The organism is Pseudoalteromonas luteoviolacea CPMOR-1 (assembly GCF_001625685.1).
Lineage (GTDB): Bacteria > Pseudomonadota > Gammaproteobacteria > Enterobacterales > Alteromonadaceae > Pseudoalteromonas > Pseudoalteromonas luteoviolacea_K.
Genome location: NZ_AUYC01000020.1, coordinates 157,385 through 173,709 on the forward strand (window position 1 = coordinate 157,385; position 16,325 = coordinate 173,709).

14 protein-coding genes are annotated in these 16,325 nt (G+C 40.5%); 2 read left to right on the forward strand and 12 right to left on the reverse strand.

Annotated elements, in window-relative coordinates; all coding sequences use genetic code 11:
- Nucleotides 1-48: 48 nt before the first annotated feature.
- From N473_RS07800 to N473_RS07845, 10 genes are all read right to left on the reverse strand, one after another.
- Nucleotides 49-1,062, reverse strand: coding sequence for an alpha/beta hydrolase family protein (locus N473_RS07800; RefSeq protein WP_231099537.1), 1,014 nt, complete (start codon nt 1,060-1,062; stop codon nt 49-51).
- Nucleotides 1,063-1,285: 223 nt separating this feature from the next.
- Nucleotides 1,286-1,747, reverse strand: coding sequence for a DUF2799 domain-containing protein (locus tag N473_RS07805; RefSeq protein ID WP_081221021.1), 462 nt, complete (start codon nt 1,745-1,747; stop codon nt 1,286-1,288).
- A 7-nt stretch (nt 1,748-1,754) separates the two neighbouring features.
- Nucleotides 1,755-3,116 carry a tetratricopeptide repeat protein gene (locus N473_RS07810; protein WP_063367422.1) on the reverse strand — a complete coding sequence of 454 codons (1,362 nt, stop codon included), beginning with the start codon at nt 3,114-3,116 and terminating at the stop codon, nt 1,755-1,757.
- 4 nt (nt 3,117-3,120) lie between these two features.
- The gene (locus N473_RS07815; protein ID WP_063367423.1) at nt 3,121-3,780 is read right to left on the reverse strand and encodes a hypothetical protein; all 660 of its coding nucleotides are present in this window, start codon (nt 3,778-3,780) and stop codon (nt 3,121-3,123) included.
- Nucleotides 3,780-4,190 (reverse strand): ExbD/TolR family protein, encoded by a 411-nt coding sequence (locus N473_RS07820; RefSeq protein WP_039609044.1) that lies wholly within the window; start codon nt 4,188-4,190, stop codon nt 3,780-3,782. Before N473_RS07820 ends, N473_RS07815 begins: the two co-directional genes overlap by 1 nt.
- Nucleotides 4,187-4,570, reverse strand: coding sequence for a MotA/TolQ/ExbB proton channel family protein (locus N473_RS07825; RefSeq protein ID WP_063367424.1), 384 nt, complete (start codon nt 4,568-4,570; stop codon nt 4,187-4,189). The genes N473_RS07820 and N473_RS07825 overlap by 4 nt, the downstream gene beginning before the upstream one ends.
- On the reverse strand, nt 4,563-5,864 hold the full coding sequence (locus tag N473_RS07830) for a MotA/TolQ/ExbB proton channel family protein (RefSeq protein ID WP_063367425.1): 1,302 nt from the start codon (nt 5,862-5,864) through the stop codon (nt 4,563-4,565). Before N473_RS07830 ends, N473_RS07825 begins: the two co-directional genes overlap by 8 nt.
- Nucleotides 5,861-6,649, reverse strand: coding sequence for a DUF3450 family protein (locus N473_RS07835; protein ID WP_063367426.1), 789 nt, complete (start codon nt 6,647-6,649; stop codon nt 5,861-5,863). Before N473_RS07835 ends, N473_RS07830 begins: the two co-directional genes overlap by 4 nt.
- A 319-nt stretch (nt 6,650-6,968) precedes the next feature.
- Nucleotides 6,969-9,503 (reverse strand): TonB-dependent receptor plug domain-containing protein, encoded by a 2,535-nt coding sequence (locus N473_RS07840; protein ID WP_063367427.1) that lies wholly within the window; start codon nt 9,501-9,503, stop codon nt 6,969-6,971.
- A 123-nt stretch (nt 9,504-9,626) separates the two neighbouring features.
- Nucleotides 9,627-10,547 carry a LysR family transcriptional regulator gene (locus N473_RS07845; protein ID WP_196766380.1) on the reverse strand — a complete coding sequence of 307 codons (921 nt, stop codon included), beginning with the start codon at nt 10,545-10,547 and terminating at the stop codon, nt 9,627-9,629.
- Nucleotides 10,548-10,642: 95 nt separating this feature from the next.
- On the opposite strand from N473_RS07845, the gene N473_RS07850 reads away from it, so the two are divergent.
- Together N473_RS07850 and N473_RS07855 are read left to right on the forward strand one after the other, a co-directional pair.
- Nucleotides 10,643-11,011, forward strand: a complete 369-nt coding sequence (locus N473_RS07850; protein WP_063367429.1) for a cupin domain-containing protein — start codon at nt 10,643-10,645, stop codon at nt 11,009-11,011.
- 199 nt (nt 11,012-11,210) lie between these two features.
- Nucleotides 11,211-13,235, forward strand: a complete 2,025-nt coding sequence (locus N473_RS07855) for a methyl-accepting chemotaxis protein (RefSeq protein WP_063367430.1) — start codon at nt 11,211-11,213, stop codon at nt 13,233-13,235.
- 235 nt (nt 13,236-13,470) lie between these two features.
- Here the strand turns inward: N473_RS07855 and N473_RS07860 are convergent, their stop codons facing one another.
- Both N473_RS07860 and N473_RS07865 read right to left on the reverse strand, forming a co-directional pair.
- Nucleotides 13,471-15,405 (reverse strand): YcaO-like family protein, encoded by a 1,935-nt coding sequence (locus N473_RS07860; protein ID WP_063367431.1) that lies wholly within the window; start codon nt 15,403-15,405, stop codon nt 13,471-13,473.
- A complete protein-coding gene (locus N473_RS07865) occupies nt 15,405-16,316 on the reverse strand; it encodes a Gfo/Idh/MocA family oxidoreductase (RefSeq protein ID WP_063367432.1) in 912 nt (303 codons plus the stop codon). Before N473_RS07865 ends, N473_RS07860 begins: the two co-directional genes overlap by 1 nt.
- Nucleotides 16,317-16,325 lie beyond the last annotated feature (9 nt).

The following is a 16,325-nucleotide window of genomic DNA, read 5'->3' on the forward strand; positions in this document are numbered from 1 at the left end:
GGGTGAAGGTGAAGAGCCTTTAGACTCAAAAACAATATGCGCACTTAATCATAAATGCGCATTAAACCAATTTGCCAGTTCCAAGAATGACTCTTTTTTATTCAATCTTAAGTTGTGATAATCGTCTGGGTATAGGACCAGTTTGTGCTCAATGTTGTGCAAGGCAAACGCTTTGGCTAATTCGACGGATTGTTCATGAGAGACGCGTCTGTCATCGGTACTGTGTAAAAGTAGGATAGGGATATTTTTTGGTAGTGTGTTTGCAAAGTGCAGTACTGAGCGCTGGCTCAGCGCTTGTTGCTTGTTGTCTTTATAATTAGGGATCCTGTATTTATAAACGCGTTCCATTTCTGGTCTTCTTTCAAGCTGTTTTGTGAGGTCAGAAACCCCAGCAATGGCGGCAAGAGCTTTAATGTTGGGCATCTTTTTAACTGCAAGGTAACTTTGCATTGCGCCTCGGCTTGCGCCATACATGCCTATTCGTTGACTGTCAGCACCGTGAATATGAGGAATAAGCTCGTTAAGAGCAACGACGTCATTGACATCGGCTCCGCCAAATTCATCTAATGGGACCTGTGGCTTTTTGCTCTGTCTATATTGACTGCCAATGATCACAAACCCCTTATCAGCAAGGGGAAATAAATTCGCCACGAGGGGACCCAGGGTCATGTTACCAAAGCTGCCATTACCTCCACGATTGTAGATCAAGACAGGGAGCTTACCTTTGTGGGACTTGGGTTTAATGACATAACCGTCGACTTCTAAGCCGTCGACAGAATACGTAAAATGCTGACAAGCCAAGTTACTTTTATATTCATTAAACTGGCTTTTTGGAAACCATTTAACAAACCGCTTCATGGCCTTGTCGACTTTTTCGTCTGACTTTAACCGCTTGGTGTATTTATTTTTCATGGTTGCTTGCCACGCTTCATAGCTAAAACCAAAGCAGGTACTGTGCGCTTTTATATTGCTGTGCTGAATAAGTGGAGAAATTTGTGTTTTAGCCGCATGTGAGTTGCTTGATAGCATCATGATTGCAGTAAAGGTGGCGAGCTTTTTCAATTGTTTATACTCCTTTCAAATTGAAATAATGAATTATAATGGGCCTAATTAAACTAAAGCTGAACTGAGGTGGTTTATTTAATCTATGACTTCAATCTTGAATATCGCATTTTCTTTAAAACGGAGAGGGTTTAGGGGTTAAGAGTTAAGTTGTGCTTCGATATTGAGAGGAGGGTAAGCTGACAAATCAAAATTAATCGTCAGCTATTGCTAACCCATTAATTCACCTTATTTCTACTCTTGGCTTTTTTTTGCTTATTTGATTTTGTTTATGTCGATATACTTCTCTTTTTTGTCTTGCCATATATTCGTCAATTTCAGTACGTTTACGCTGTCCATGTGCAAAGCCTTTTTGATAATCTAGCTGTAAATCAAATGGGCAAATATCAGTCTGAGAACTCCCTTCAGTTGCGTGCTGATAGCCCGTCTCATAAGTACAATATTCAATTAAACCAGCACTATAACCACTCACAAATTGATTTTGTGCATTGGGGTTCAGGGTATCTCCACAAGTTTGCTTTACAGCATCAAAAAACCTGACATTGTCGCCTGACAGAGCTGTTTCATGACCAAGTGCTTGCCAGTCTTGTGAATCACAATTGGCGGAGTCGAATGTATACTTAGTCGAGCTGCATCCAGCGATTAATATGATAAAAATAGACCAGAGTGTGATACGAACCATCATATTCTCCTTATAATGTGCTAGTACTTTGAATATCGATAATATTTGCTAGTAAGTTTATTTTGTCTTGAATCCCCAGTGTATTTGGGTATGCGCGTTTTGCATCAATGAGTAATTGGTAAGCGGCCTTTAATTCATCGGTGTTGATATAAAGTTGGGCACGGCCTAATAGCGCTTGTAATTTTATTGCTTCAAATGCTTCTGCACGAATATACATTTGCTCTGCTTTGATAAACTGTTTCTGTTGTAACAATAGGTGAGCAAAGTTTAGCAATGCATTTTGATTAGTAGGATCCGTGTCTAACGCATTTTGATAGTGAGCTAATGCCTCGGTGTGACGGCTTTTGGCTTCCAGTATTTGTGCTTGAGTCGAGAGCATGAGGCTTTTATTTTGTTGGCTCAGTGTGTTTTGTTCATTAAGTTTGGTGATTAACCACTGGCTATCTTCCCATCGGTTGGCTTGATTGAGCCAAAGTAGGTAGTTGCGAATGTCTGCAAATGCAAGACGCTGACTTTGGACTTGGGTTTTGAGCAAGGCAACGGCACGATCAAACTGTGCCTGTTCAAAATGCAGGCTGACCATGATTAATAAATTTTGCTGGGAGATATCACCGAGTAATAGCGCAAATTCTAAAGATTGTAGAGCGAGTTCATGGGCATCTTGCTCAATATGGATAGCGGCTTTGGTTAACCAGTATGATTGATTGCTTGTATCTTTTGCAATGAGCTCATTTAGCAATGCAAGCGCAGGTGAGTGCATTTGGGCTTGTACTAAAGAGGTTAACAAACCTTGCTGCCATTGCGCATTGTGTGGCTCTAAGCTGTATGCTTTTTGATAGGCATAAACGGCACTGAGACCGCCGTGTTGCTGGAGATTCAAGTAACCTAAATGCCCGTGCACTGTTGCATTGTTAGACCCATACGAAATGGCTTTTGCAAAGTATTGCCTCGCTTGAGTAAAGTTTTCTGTCATCAGATAAAGCACCCCAAGCTCTTCATGCGCGCGCACTAATTGAGGTTTGCGTTTTAGCACCAATTGGTACAAATGAATGGCTTGGTTGTACTCCTTTAAAGAGAAGTAGACTTGGGCTTTGATCATTAAAAGCGCAGGGCTGAGTTCAACGTCATAATAGGCGTCGAGCGTTGATTTAACTTGCTGAAAATCAGTGTTGTTAAGGAGTGATTTGAGTTTTTCAGCTAATTCATATTCATCAGGGGCAAGCGACACTTCGCGCTCTAAATACTGTTCACTAAATCCTGGTATGACAAATCTTACGGGGTTAAGCTCGAGTCGATATGTTTGTGCACTTGCGCTAAATATGACGATAAAGCTCATTGCAGCTAACAAAGTGAGTACTGTCTTTTTATTCATTCTATTATCCATAATTGAAATTTATATCGTACAAATACACCGCTTGTACGGCTTTCCCTTCTTTTTTCGGTACCTCGAATTTGGCGTATTTAACCCAAGTTTTGATGGTTTCTATCATTTCTGGAAATGTGGGGTTGATGATTTTTTTGATAAAGGGTTTACCTGACTGGTCGATGATCAGCTCAACCGTTGTTTTGATCCTTTTTTGTCCATATTTACGGACTGACTTTGGTGGTCTTACGTAACGTTGTGAGACAACTTTGGGTACTCTGTCTAGCTGTTCCACTTCTAGCATCGGGACTTTGGATGCATAGAGATCACGTATCTCAAAGCGTTCAGGGGAAAACTCAGGCATAGAGACATCGGTGATGTTAGGCGTAGCCATTTTATTTTTTATACCATAATTGACCTTTACTGTGCCTGCGAGGTCTAGGACATTGAGTGTACTTATGTCATTACTCATGTCATTGGCGTCGGTTATTTGTGGTGGAGGAGGCGGTGGCGGGATGAACACCGCCACATCGAGTTGAGCAATTTTTATTTTATCTTGCGGTGTGGTGTTTGTTACATCTAGCAGTATCAATAGGAAAAACAATGTGGACGAGAGCCCAATAGCAAAGACCATCAGAGTAAATTTAGCCACACTCAATTGAGGCACTCGCATTACTGCGCGCCCTGTGTAGCCAAACTTATCTTGGTTATACCAGCCAACTTCACTTGGTCAATTACCTTAACGAGCCGCTCCGTGGTGACCGCCTTATCTGCTTGGATGATAAGCGGTCTTGCTTCTTTGCGATTGAGGTGCTCAAGGGTGCTTCGTATCCCATTAATACCAATATTTGTGCCACCATAAATAACTTGGCCGTCGTTGGTGATGGCCAGTAAAAAGACATTTTTTGCTAAACTTTTACTTGAGACGGAAGTTGGTTTATCAACTTCAACACCTGTTTCTTTGACAAATACCGTAGTGACGATAAAAAAAATCAGCAGAATAAACACCACATCAAGTAGGGGAGCCAAATCAATATCCTGGGTTTGATCGCTCCCAGTTTGTTGTTCAAATGAAGATTTCATTTCACCCCTCGCAACGCTTTGTATTTAAAAAGTAAGAGTTGACGAAAGATAAGCGCAGGAATAGCTAAAACGAGACCTAACTTGGTTGTGATAAGGGCGCTAGAGATGCCGCCTGACATCACAGCTTGCTGATTTAAGGCATCAAAAATTGATATGAGTTCAAAGGTATTGAGCAACCCCTGAATGGTGCCGAGTAATCCCAGTAATGGGAGTGCGGCAATTAATGCGAGTAGGGCGACTTGCCAATTCTTTACGCTGGTTTCCCAATCATCTCTCGAAGGGTGGCTATAGAGATCAAAAATAATATAGTAAGTTAGGCTAGCGATACATAATAGCGCTAACACAACCCCATTAGAGAGTATGTGAGTAATGTCAGTCATGTATCTGTTCCTGTTGGCTGATCTCAAGCTTGCTCAAATGCAGCGCCAGTGATTCTAATGAAGATTGAAAGCTTTTCACGCGTCTTGTGAGTAGTGCACTGACTATCAGGGCTGGTATGGCCACTATCAGTCCGAGCTCTGTTGTGATCAACGCTTGTGATATCCCACTTGATACGACTGAAGCCTCTCCTGAACCAAAGATATTCATCATCATAAATGTATGGATCATGCCTGATACCGTACCAAGCAAGCCGAGTAGGGGAGCAACCGTTGCACAGGTTGTAATTACACCAAGATATTTTTCATTCAGTACTTTTCGCTTTGATAACTCTGCTAATAACAGGTCATCTCTTTTTTGTGAAATCGTACTGCGCTGCACAATATGAAAGAGTGCCTGCTCAATTGGGCTAAGTTTAATATAAAGCGCTTTCAACTCTATGGGAGATATAGGCTTATTGGCATATCTGATGACTTGTGCTGTGACCCTATTTATAGGTGGCAGCCTCAGGAGTTGAATCGCTTTTAACAGCCCAATGATGAGCGCTGCGAGTGCAAATGAAATAATCACAATAGCCCATGTGCCGCCTTTATTTAGGTAATCAATTAAGGAAAACTGACTCTGTGCTAATTTATCAGCATTGCCAAGAGTAGGGTCAAAGTGAATAAATCCAATACCATTACTTTTTAAATGGGCTATATCATTAAATAGCGTATTTTGCTGGTGGAACTGCTTTAATACGGGTGTATTGTTATCAGTGCTTTTGGATACAATGCCTGCTTCTTTGCTATTAATGGCATATTCCATTGGCCCAATTTTTATCACCTCAAATGTGGCCAGCGTGTTGTCACTGCCAATCAAGTGTTTTGGTTTAAATGTAGGCTCAAGCTTTTGATCTAAAGTGCTGATAATACGGCTGACATCAATATTGCCATTGGTATTAGCAATATGACTTTGCGTGGCTTGCTCAAATGCAACGATGAGCTGAGCTTGGTAATTTTTCTGATTTTGCCATTGTTGATTGCGTTGTTCCAACTGGTTAACGTTGAGTAGTTGTTCATCTTCTAAACGGCGAATATTTTTGGCGTCACTACGCAGTTGTTTGACGGTATTTAGTTGACCCTGAAGTTGATTGGCTAGTTTTTTGTGCTCGGCGTTGATGCGCATTTGAGCCGTAGAGAGTTGTTGTTGGGCAACGGCAATGCGGGAGATAAGTTGCGCTTTTAAATCGGACTCCATAGCCATTGAAGGCACGCTCGCAATGAGCAGCAATATGTAAAAAACTAGATGAATCATAATGCACCACTGCTGTGAGCGTGTATTGCCAGTGGCAGCTTAACGTATTTTGCGTTCGTTGGGTTTGTTAAGATGTGAGTAACTTGGGATAAATGCATTTGCGTAAGCGGAATATTCATCTGATCTTTGTGTTGCCATTGAAATTTGTTGCCTCGATTTGTCCCATAGCCAAAGTGGTGTTTATCTTTTGAAATATACCAACCATGAGCGAGCCCTAAATATACTTGTTCAGCCAAAATAGATTCGTGCTCATTGAGTTCAATCAAACCAGTATGAAAAACCACTCTTTTATCAAAGTCGTGAGCTTGCTTGATTAGATTCAGTGCCGCCTCTAATCGAACTGCATTAGACTCGGTGTCTAGCCTGGATATCGTCTTTTTCCACTGTTGTTGGAGCGGAGGGGGCAGTTTAGTGATTACTGATTTAAGATGATCTGAAAGTACATTTAATTGATGAGTTAGTTCGGTATTGGTCTGTTCAAAAGCTAACTGTTGAGAAGTGAGTTCAGCGCGTTTTTCAGATACAAGAGATTGATTTTTATTACTATTACTTACCAGCTTTTGCAACGCGGCTTGTTCTTTTGAAAGTAATTCACGCTTTAGTTGTAAATGTCCCTGTCTCTGCTGCCATGAGGTCGTCAACGCACTTTTTTGCTGCTCAAGATTAAGCCATTGTTCAATGAGTTGTGTTTCTTCCATTGCTTGCACGGAACATGCGCTAAACAACAGCATAACTATATTTAAATACCTTTGTTCAACGTTAAGGGGAATAATCTTTAATTTCATTCTAGGCACTTTTTGACTGAAATTTGTTCGTTTTTTATCTTAAGAACAATGAAGATTTTTTGTCAAACAGCTGAATTTGAGTTAATTTTTGAGTTGAAATTTTTTGAAGTAATAAACTGTCGAATTGATTTAAATTGGTGAAAATGTTGATAGGTGAGTATTAGACACCGTGCAATGTGTGTTTATTTAAAATAAAAACACGTTCATTATTTATTATAAATGTGGTGATTTTTCAATCAGACAAATCGTGGTAATGGCAAATATAGTAGTTTGGCGTGTCTATGTATTGGCCATATGGCCAATACATAGGTGGAATTACTTAAAAGCTAAAGTTAACTTTTGCGTAATAGGTCATCCCATCAAAGCCATAGGGCAGCGCTCTAAGTGGATAACGCATTGCGCCGTTGGTGATAAAGTTCAGTACTTCATCTTCTCCGAGCTCATTGGGTGTTTTATCGAATATATTGTCTATACCGACCGATAAATCAAAATTGTCGTTAATTTGGTATGCAAAATTAACGTCAACTAACACGGCTGACTCAACAACGCTGTTTTCTTGCCAGTGATTTGTGGGCGATAAAAAGTCAGGTAAGACGATGTGTTTACCTGCAAAGTATGACACCTCAGTTTTGCCAAAATAATTCAAGCGAAGTAATGAAGACCACTTATCTTTTTTATAGTCAAAAGTGAGTGTGGCGCGCTCTTTTGGTTGACCATGGGTTAAGAAAGACTGTGTTTGTTCATCTAACGCGATGTCTTCAGATATGCCCGTTGGCGTATTTATTTTATCAATCGTGGTTTCATTTTTATTTGCAGCAAATGTGACTTCAAGCTCACCTGCAGCGACCTCGGTTGTGTAGGATGCGATTAAGTCAATCCCTTTGGTTGTCGAGTCGAGCGAGTTTGAGAAGAAGTTAGCTTGCACTGCACCAGAAGCTTTAAGCGCTGCGTTGGCTTCTGGAAAGTTTTCAAGCGCTGCGCTGTCAATGCCAATGAAACTACCTAAATTTATACGGTCATAAATCTTAATTTGATAGAAGTCTAACGTGATGGATAGATCATTGCTAGCGTCCCACGCGAAGCCTAAATTCAAGTTATCAGAGGATTCAAGTTGTAAGCCATCAATACCTAATGCACTTGGGAATGGTGAGCCCGCAGTTGCTGTAAAAGAAGTCGCAAGTGAACCGTCGCCACCTAAACTTGTGGTGAATGCACTGTAACCGGCCTGTTGTAAAGACGGGGCTCTAAATCCAGTTGACGCCGCAGCTCTGACAGCCAGATCTTCTGTGACTTCATAGCGAGTCGCGAGTTTCCAAATGGTTTCATCACCTGAGTCTGATACATCTTCATATCTAAGTGCACCACTGACTAACCAATATTCGTTCAGTAGAGTTTCTGCTTCAATGTAAACAGCGTGACTGGCGCGATCCGCTTTGTTGGCGGCGTCAGGTCTCAAACCTTGGTACGCTTGGAATCCACAATCAGCAAAAACGCTTGAGTCGATCACTGATGGAAATGAGCTCGCTGCGTTTGAAGCACCACATGCGTATGATGCGACTTCACCGGGTACAATTTCGTAATTTTCTTTACGGTACTCTGCGCCAACAGATACATAAATAGGTTCGGCATCGCCACGCTCGATAACCCCATTTAAGTCAAAGTTAGTTGTCCATTGATCAAATCTAAAACCACCAGAATAACCCCCATGAGGCCCAGCGTTTTCTCTGATCTGTTCATCACTGGCATTGGGATTGTTGGCAAGGAACTCAGCGGCGTATGAAGCGTTAATGGTATTTGATGACGAGTAGTCGTATTTATTTTGGCCATACACGCTTGAGAAGTCAAAACTCCAATCTGGGTTGATATCTCCCTTAAAGCCAACTGCAAACGAGATATCGTCCGCTTCGTTGTCTATGCGAGGTAAAAAGCCATCCGGGTATACCTGTGGTACGTTGCGCTCTGCACGGTTAAAGTCACGGTAAAACCCATTGCCGAATGCGGTTCGATTAGAGTATCCGCCAAATGAATACAGTTCTTTATCACCAAATGGCAATGCAGCATTGAAAAAGAGCGAGGTGAATTCACTGTCGGAGTTACCTTGTCGCCATCTGACCGTATCGGACAACTCTCCCGCTGCGATTGTTGATGATCCGCCTGTATCACGTTCAGCGCGGTTAGTGCCCTCTGCATCTCGATACTCTAGAGACAGGTTAATAAAACCGCCTTCGGTGCCTATATCAAAGCCTCGGTTTAAACCAAATGCGTAGGTATCGCCGTCACCTTCGCCAGTTGCACTGCCTTGGAAAAAACCTGTGGTTACGCCGGTTGTGTCATTTAAAGATAAATTGATCACCCCAGCAATTGCATCTGAACCATATCGAGCAGCGGCCCCATCTCGCAGGATCTCGACATTTTTAAGTGCCATCATTGGAATTGAGTTCATATCGGTGCCAGCAGCACCAGCGCCTACGGTTCCAGTAAGGCCAAAGATAGCTTGAGTGTGTCTTCTTTTACCATTGATAAGTACCAATGTTTGGTCTGGTTGTAGTCCTCTTAATGTGGCTGGACGGAATAAGTCAGAACCATCAGAAACTTGAGTTCTACTAAAGTTAAAAGAAGGAGCGATTGACTGTAAGCTCTGTCCAAGCTCAGTGTAACCTCCTTTGTTGAGCTGCTCTGTATCAAGAATATCAATAGGTGACGTTGACTCAGTTGCAGTACGATTTGAAACTTTAGAGCCTAATACTGAGATAGTTTCAATTTTAGTATCTGTTGATTCGGCTTGTTGTGCGAAAGATGCGGTGCTTGCTAACAGGGCAAGCGCGATTGGTGATAGTTTGAGAGATCCTGTCATAACTTACTACTCTATAATTTTTATTTGTTTTAAAGGCTTAGCCTAAGTTCAAGTTGTCATAAAAAAATCTCAAGTGCAACACCTTTGTATCTATAATGTAAACTTTAATGTGTTTTTGACCATTTAGGCTGATGACATTGCAATTGCTGCAATCTCATTGAGTTCTTTTTTTAACCAATTTAGTCCGGGGTCTAGTTCAAAAGCGCGATGCCATGCCATGTATAAACGATACGGGGGTAAGGCAATTGGTGGTGTGTAAATATCAATCAAATTGTGGTCGGTAGATGAGATTGCCCGTGTTGGGACCGTTGCTATCAAATCACTAGTTGCAACTAAGCTGACTGCTTGCATAAGATGTGGAGTGATGGCTGCAATGTGCCTTTCTGTATTAATCTTGCTCAACTCAATATCTAAACTACCGTATTCTTGGCCCCAGGGAGAGACTAAAATATGTTGTGCTTGTACATAACGGTCTAATGACAACCCATTTTCGAAAAGAGGGTGGTTTTTACGTGAGATCACCCGGTAATCGCCGCTAAATAAGGATGTATATTCAATATCTGAATCTAGGGTCTCAGCGTGGTTAAAGGTCAAAACAAGGTCGATTTGATTGATGGCCAAAGCGGGAATTGGTAGTTCAGACTCTAACTCTATAATTTTTATTTTAATACTGGAGTGTGCAGCGGAGAGTTTAGCCAGCAGTGGAAAGATAAAAAGCTGGGTGATGAAATCTGTGGTCGCAATTGTGAATTGTCGATTCGATGTATCTATTTCAAATGTATCTAAGCTGCTGGCTACTTGATTGAGTAATGCCACACCCTGCTGTGCAAGAGGTTGGATCATAAGCGCTTTTTTTGTTGGTTTCATTTCTCCTTGCTGTCTTACGAACAAAGGGTCATCAAATGCGGTTCGTAAACGTTTTAATGCATGACTCATAGCGGATTGGCTTAAGTTGAGTAACTCTGCGGCTTCGGACACACTGCGTGTTTGGTATAAAGCGTCTAAAACAAGCCACAAGTTCTGATCAAACTGTCTTAAATTCATAGTATGTACAATATTCATATTTATCTGAAAAATGTACATTTGATTCATGCTGTATTGCAACATATTCTTTTTAAGAACATGAGAGTGAGTAGACAATGAAAAACCAAAATGCGATCAACTTTGCACATAAGTTGTCATTATTTAGTGACCATTGGTCACCAAAAGTAGTAGCACAGATGAATGATTATCAATTTAAACTTGTTAAAGTAATTGGAGAGTTTACTTGGCATCAACACGATGATACAGACGAGACATTTATCGTTTTAAAGGGGCAGTTAGATATCTATTTTAGAAATAAAGTAGTGCATTTAAGCTGTGGAGAAATGTATGTGGTCGAAAAAGGAGTAGAACATAAACCTGTCGCAAGGGAAGAGTGTCATCTATTAATCATCGAACCTAAAGGGGTGATTAATACTGGTGATGCTGGTGGCGAGCTGACCGCTGATAATGATGTGTGGATATAGCTTTTGAGTGGAGGCACTTTCTGAGTTGGGATAGGTTTATAAACTTGTCAATTCAAAGCTAACTTTAACTATTTACGACCTAGATTGGTGATTTTATCTCTACTAACTAAACTATTTAAGTACGGTTTAATAGTTTCCACCAAAACATAGAATAACGCGGATGCGACATTTTATGTGTTTGTAAGGTTGGGCTTTGGCGATGCTTAAACGGTTATCAATTAAGCAAAAAATTATTGCGGGTTTTGGTGCGATAGGCGGGTTATTAATTGTCGCTTGTGTACTGGCTTACGTTGCGCTCTCTCAAGTTAGTGACGCTAACAGGCAAGTATTAGAGGTCACGCTACCGAGCCAACATGCTGTTGAAGCGCTTAAGTTGCAAGAATTAAGACTTGCAATGCAGGTTGCACAAACCTTTAATATGCAAACACTTAATGAAGTGACGGCTGCCTCTTCTCGGATTAAGTCAACTTTACAACAACGACATGAGTTGACGAGTCACTTACATTCAAAACTATCACACGCACCCGAATTAAGCGCTTTGCTTATAAAGACTGAAGACAATATGTCTAAGCTTGAGCAAGCCGTATATAAGATGTTATCACTAAAAATCTCACTGATTGAAACTCAAAATGGTCTTAATGCGATACTTCAGACGTTAATTGTTAACAGGCAAAAAGCCAGTGATGCGATGCTCAGCATTGAGTTAATTGAAAACGCACCACAAGCGCAGTTAGAAGAGATGGTTGGCACCGGGTTTCGTATTGATGATGCGCTTTTCACCTTAGAGAATAACATTCAGCAGATTATTAATTTACCGAACGAAAAAATTGAGCCTCATAAAAGCGATGTGTCATTCATTGTGAAAGATATTGAAAACAACTTTGCTTTTTTGCAGCGCCAAGCGCAAGGAGTTAACAGTGGCAGTATTTTTGCTGATTTTAGTGCAGCGGTTGGGCAGTTGAATGTGTTGTTAGTAAATCCAGGTCACGCATATGAGGCACTGATAAAAAAACACAGGCTTACAGTAGATGTTGTAAATACCTATCGCCAAGCCGAACAGTATTCTAGTCATGTACTTAGTTCTCTGAGCGATATGAGAGACAAAACGAAGTTATTATTGACTGAGTCCCAACACTCTACAGATGAGCTCATCACTAGCGCCAAGACGGGGACTATCTTGGTGGTTATTACACTGGTCGCGTTAGCAATCATCATTGCTACGTCAACGAGCAGGGCCATGTTGATACCGCTATTATCAGTAAATAAAGTACTAAATTATCTTGCTGTCGGTGATTTTTCTCTTGATATAAAAAAACGCAGTGATGATGAGTTTGGTAATTTAGTGGATAATATTAAAAAAGTACAAACAAGCTTAAGCAACCTGCTTACAGAAATTAATCTTAAAATTAGCGAGCTGAATGCGTTTTCTGAAAAGTCTTTGACAGAAAACCATGGCCTTGCTGGTCGCTCTGCCTCTCAAATGGCACGCATGGACAATGCGACAAACTTAGCACAAGCCGTGTCTAAATCAGCTGTTCAAGTATCACTCAGCGCCAAACAAAGTCTGGATAGCTTGATGCAGGCAAATGAGTTTGGCGCACAAGCTTCTAGTGTAGTGGTAGACAACCAGACACATATTCAGTCATTAGATAATAAAATGCAGCAAGCTGTTGAAGTCATGTCAAGCTTAAGTGAGCATAGTACTAACATAGGCTCTATTCTCGATACAATCGTCTCTATCGCTGAGCAAACCAATTTACTGGCTCTTAACGCCGCAATAGAAGCTGCAAGAGCAGGTGAGCAGGGAAGAGGGTTTGCAGTTGTTGCGGACGAGGTACGCACGCTTGCTTCCAGAACGCAGGACTCAACAGAAGAGATAAATAAAATGATCTCCTCTTTACAACATGATACTAAGCGGGCAGCTGAAGTCATCAATAGTGGACAAACTGATGTATCTGAATGTGTTGAGCAAATAAAAGTATTGGCAATGGATATTGATCAGATAAGTCACGCTTTATTGGAAGTTAACAGCTTAAGCAAGCAAGTGGCAGAATATGCGCATTTACAAGAAGAAGACTGCCAGCAAATTGAAACCGTGATGTTAGAAGCAAAAGAGGTGGCAAGCTGCAATGTGTCGTCGACCAAAGCACTGGCAAACGATGCTGAATCTTTAACGAATTTAGCGCGGTTTCTAGCTCAGCTTGTGGCGCGTTTTAAGTTGTAATTGAGCCACAGGATTCTGATTAAATATAGAGCGAGATTTCAACACTTTACCAAAACAAATTTGTATTGATGATTAGACGCTTTTTTTGATTTTCTTTTATGTGATAAGACTGCATATTTTATTTATGAGCTAACCTCAAGCCACAAATATAACAGCCATATTATGATTTTTATGTAGAGCCTTCTGTATCGTGTCTATGAGAAGGCTCTGTGCTATTTAGAGGTAAGTAACACAATTACAAATAAAGTGGTATTTGATTGAGTTCATATTCAGCGCTTTTTTCCTGCAATAAGCCTTGTTTGACGGGGACAGAGTAAAGCCGTTCATTTGCGAATTGAGGCCACATATGATTTGTGCCAGGAATAATTACTTTGACGCACTTTAATGGGATCTCAGGTCGATTGTAGTCAATGATAAAAGTGTCTAAATCACAAGCAGACAATTTATTGAGGCAATCTTCTAAGCATTGTTTAATGTTACTAAGAGACCTGCTTTTTGGTAATTTTTTGGGCTGATGGTGGCAGCCATTTAAAAACGCTTCGTTTTCTAGTGATTTAAAATCAAACATTGCACTGTGTTTATCTTTCACGTCTAGGACTTGGCACATTTCAGAAATGGCTCTTTCAATGGCAATATTGGGTGATAAGTGACAGCCAAACCCGAAAATACATTCGTGCGTTTTAGCATTACGAGCGATAGCGATATAGACAGGTATATCAATATCATGGGTTGCATCTAGCAACTGGCATTGCCAGTCTAAGCCCAAGTCGCTATTTAATGCGGCGATAACCCCTTTGTCCACAGTATTTAAGTCAACATTAGGGAGTACTAATTTGTTATACCACCAAATTGCAATAGCGTCTCTTTCTACAACTTCGAAAATGCCTTGAAGCGCAGCTTCTTCTATTGTCTGACCTGCAGCACATCCATTGGAGGTCCAAGAGCTGTAGTTAAACCCATGTGGTGCATCAGCAAAGACATAATTTAGTGGAAAATACTTAACTGTATTTGAAGTAAGGGAAATACCTGGGTACCAATGACTGTGTTCTTGGGTTGTAAAATTGTTATACCTACTGTCACTCGACTTTGAAGGGTAGTTGATAGTTTTATAATTTTGTTTTTGTTGGTGAGAGAGCGAATTTAGCTCCTCAGGACGAAACGCTTTGTCTGCAATGGCACTATATGGGGCAATAAAACTTTGCTCATTACCTTGGTAAAAGGCAGCATATCGCTCGAAACATTCACCAATTGCACTCATTTTGGCTTGCTCTTCTGTTTTACCTTTACCTAAGGCTGCAATTTCATACGAACTGACAGTCGGTTCTTCGTCTTTGCGAATAGTTTTGTTAAAGCTTGCTCGATATGTTTTGTAATTTAGGCCATTGTCTCGACTTATCTCTCTAATTGAATTAACTACGCTTAAGGGGGAGCCTAAATACTTTGTTAGTCTGGACAATGTGGTTGATGCAGGTTGTTGTCGCAAGCCTCCATCTTGAGTTTTACAGTCGCCATTATCGACGATATGGAGCGGTCTTGGCCATAATTCAGGCTCATCACGGTACAATTGATAAGGTGTATCATGAAAGAAGTACTGGGATGATGTAACACTGTAGAGTGTATTCAAACACGCTTCGGAGAGTGCTTGACTTATTACTGGTCGCTTAGTCTTAATGGCAAACTTGTTTTCAAACCACGTTCTAATAGGATCGCTGGCTAATATTCTGTGTACAAGTTGTTCTTTTTCAGCGTCGTTAGAAATTAAAGGCCCAAGTATTCGCTTTCCTTCTATGTAAGAAACGAGCTGTTTAGGTGAAGATATTTCTGTTGTAGCCAATTGAAAGATATCTGAGAGATAAAGTACATTGTCGCCCAGTTCATCCTTCTGGGTGTCGACAATAGTGTGCTTTATAGGGCTACTGGCATTACAAATAACCCCTTCAAAGCATAGTTCATCAAGCATTTGAAAGAGTTGAATTTTAGATGCGTCATCAAGCGTACTTGCATAAGTCGATGGCGGGACTGCTTTATCGAGCATGCTGGCTAGGTGCAAAAACCAAGCACTTTTAAACAATTTAGTTGATGTTTCAGTTAAGATTAATAAGTAGTCACTTTGGATGTACGAGCAAATATTATTTTTATAAGTAATTGCAATTTTATAATCTAAAAACATTAAGCTTCCTTCAATATATCGTAAAGAGTAACGATACTTAACGCTCTGTTCAGACAAAACTCTGTAGGCGAGTGATTAAACAGGAGTGCGCGTTCTACAGAGCTTAAGACATGTCCTATCGCATTCTCTCTGAATGAAAGCAGCTTGTTCATGTCGATGGATGTATCTGAGAATTTTTGTATATTTGAAAGAGAATTTGGCTCAGGTAATTTCGACGTAACTGTCGTCCCCCATGAACCTGTCAGAGATAAAGAAGTGGACCCATAGTAATTAATAATATTATGCCCGACTATCGAGTCTTTTATATCATCTTTCTCGCCAATAGATTTAAAAATCTTCATTGATACATTGATATATTTAAACTGGATGATAGCAATTTTATAGTCTGGGCATTCTATCGATTGGATAGTGTCAACGCTGGGCTCACCTAAATACTCATACAATATGTCTAGCGTAGAATATAAAGTTCGAGCATAGCAATTCACAGATACACCGATTAGTTCTTTTTGAGGCAGTTGCTTTGACCTTTTTATAAAATCAGCAATGTTTTCCATATATAAAAAGTGTGAATTAATGAACAATTTGGTGTTGTATTGCTGTGCAAGGGTTTGCAGTTTTTTAAAGTCTTTTAAATCAATAGGGTGTTCAAGCAGTACAGCTGTTTTGCGTTGTAAAAAGTGGCTTGCAGTCTGTAGGGCAACTTCTTTTGGTAATGCAACGATAGCAAGCTCAAATGTATCAGGCACTTCATCGAGGATATTGTAATTCGTAACATTTAATCGCTTAGCAATATCTAGTGAACGTTCTCCACCTCGTGAGAATAGTGCATTTACGCTGAAGCTTTCGTTGATCAGCAGGCTCCTAAGGTAGACTGAACCATAATTCGTCCCACAAAGAATAGTTTTTATCATGTTAACTCA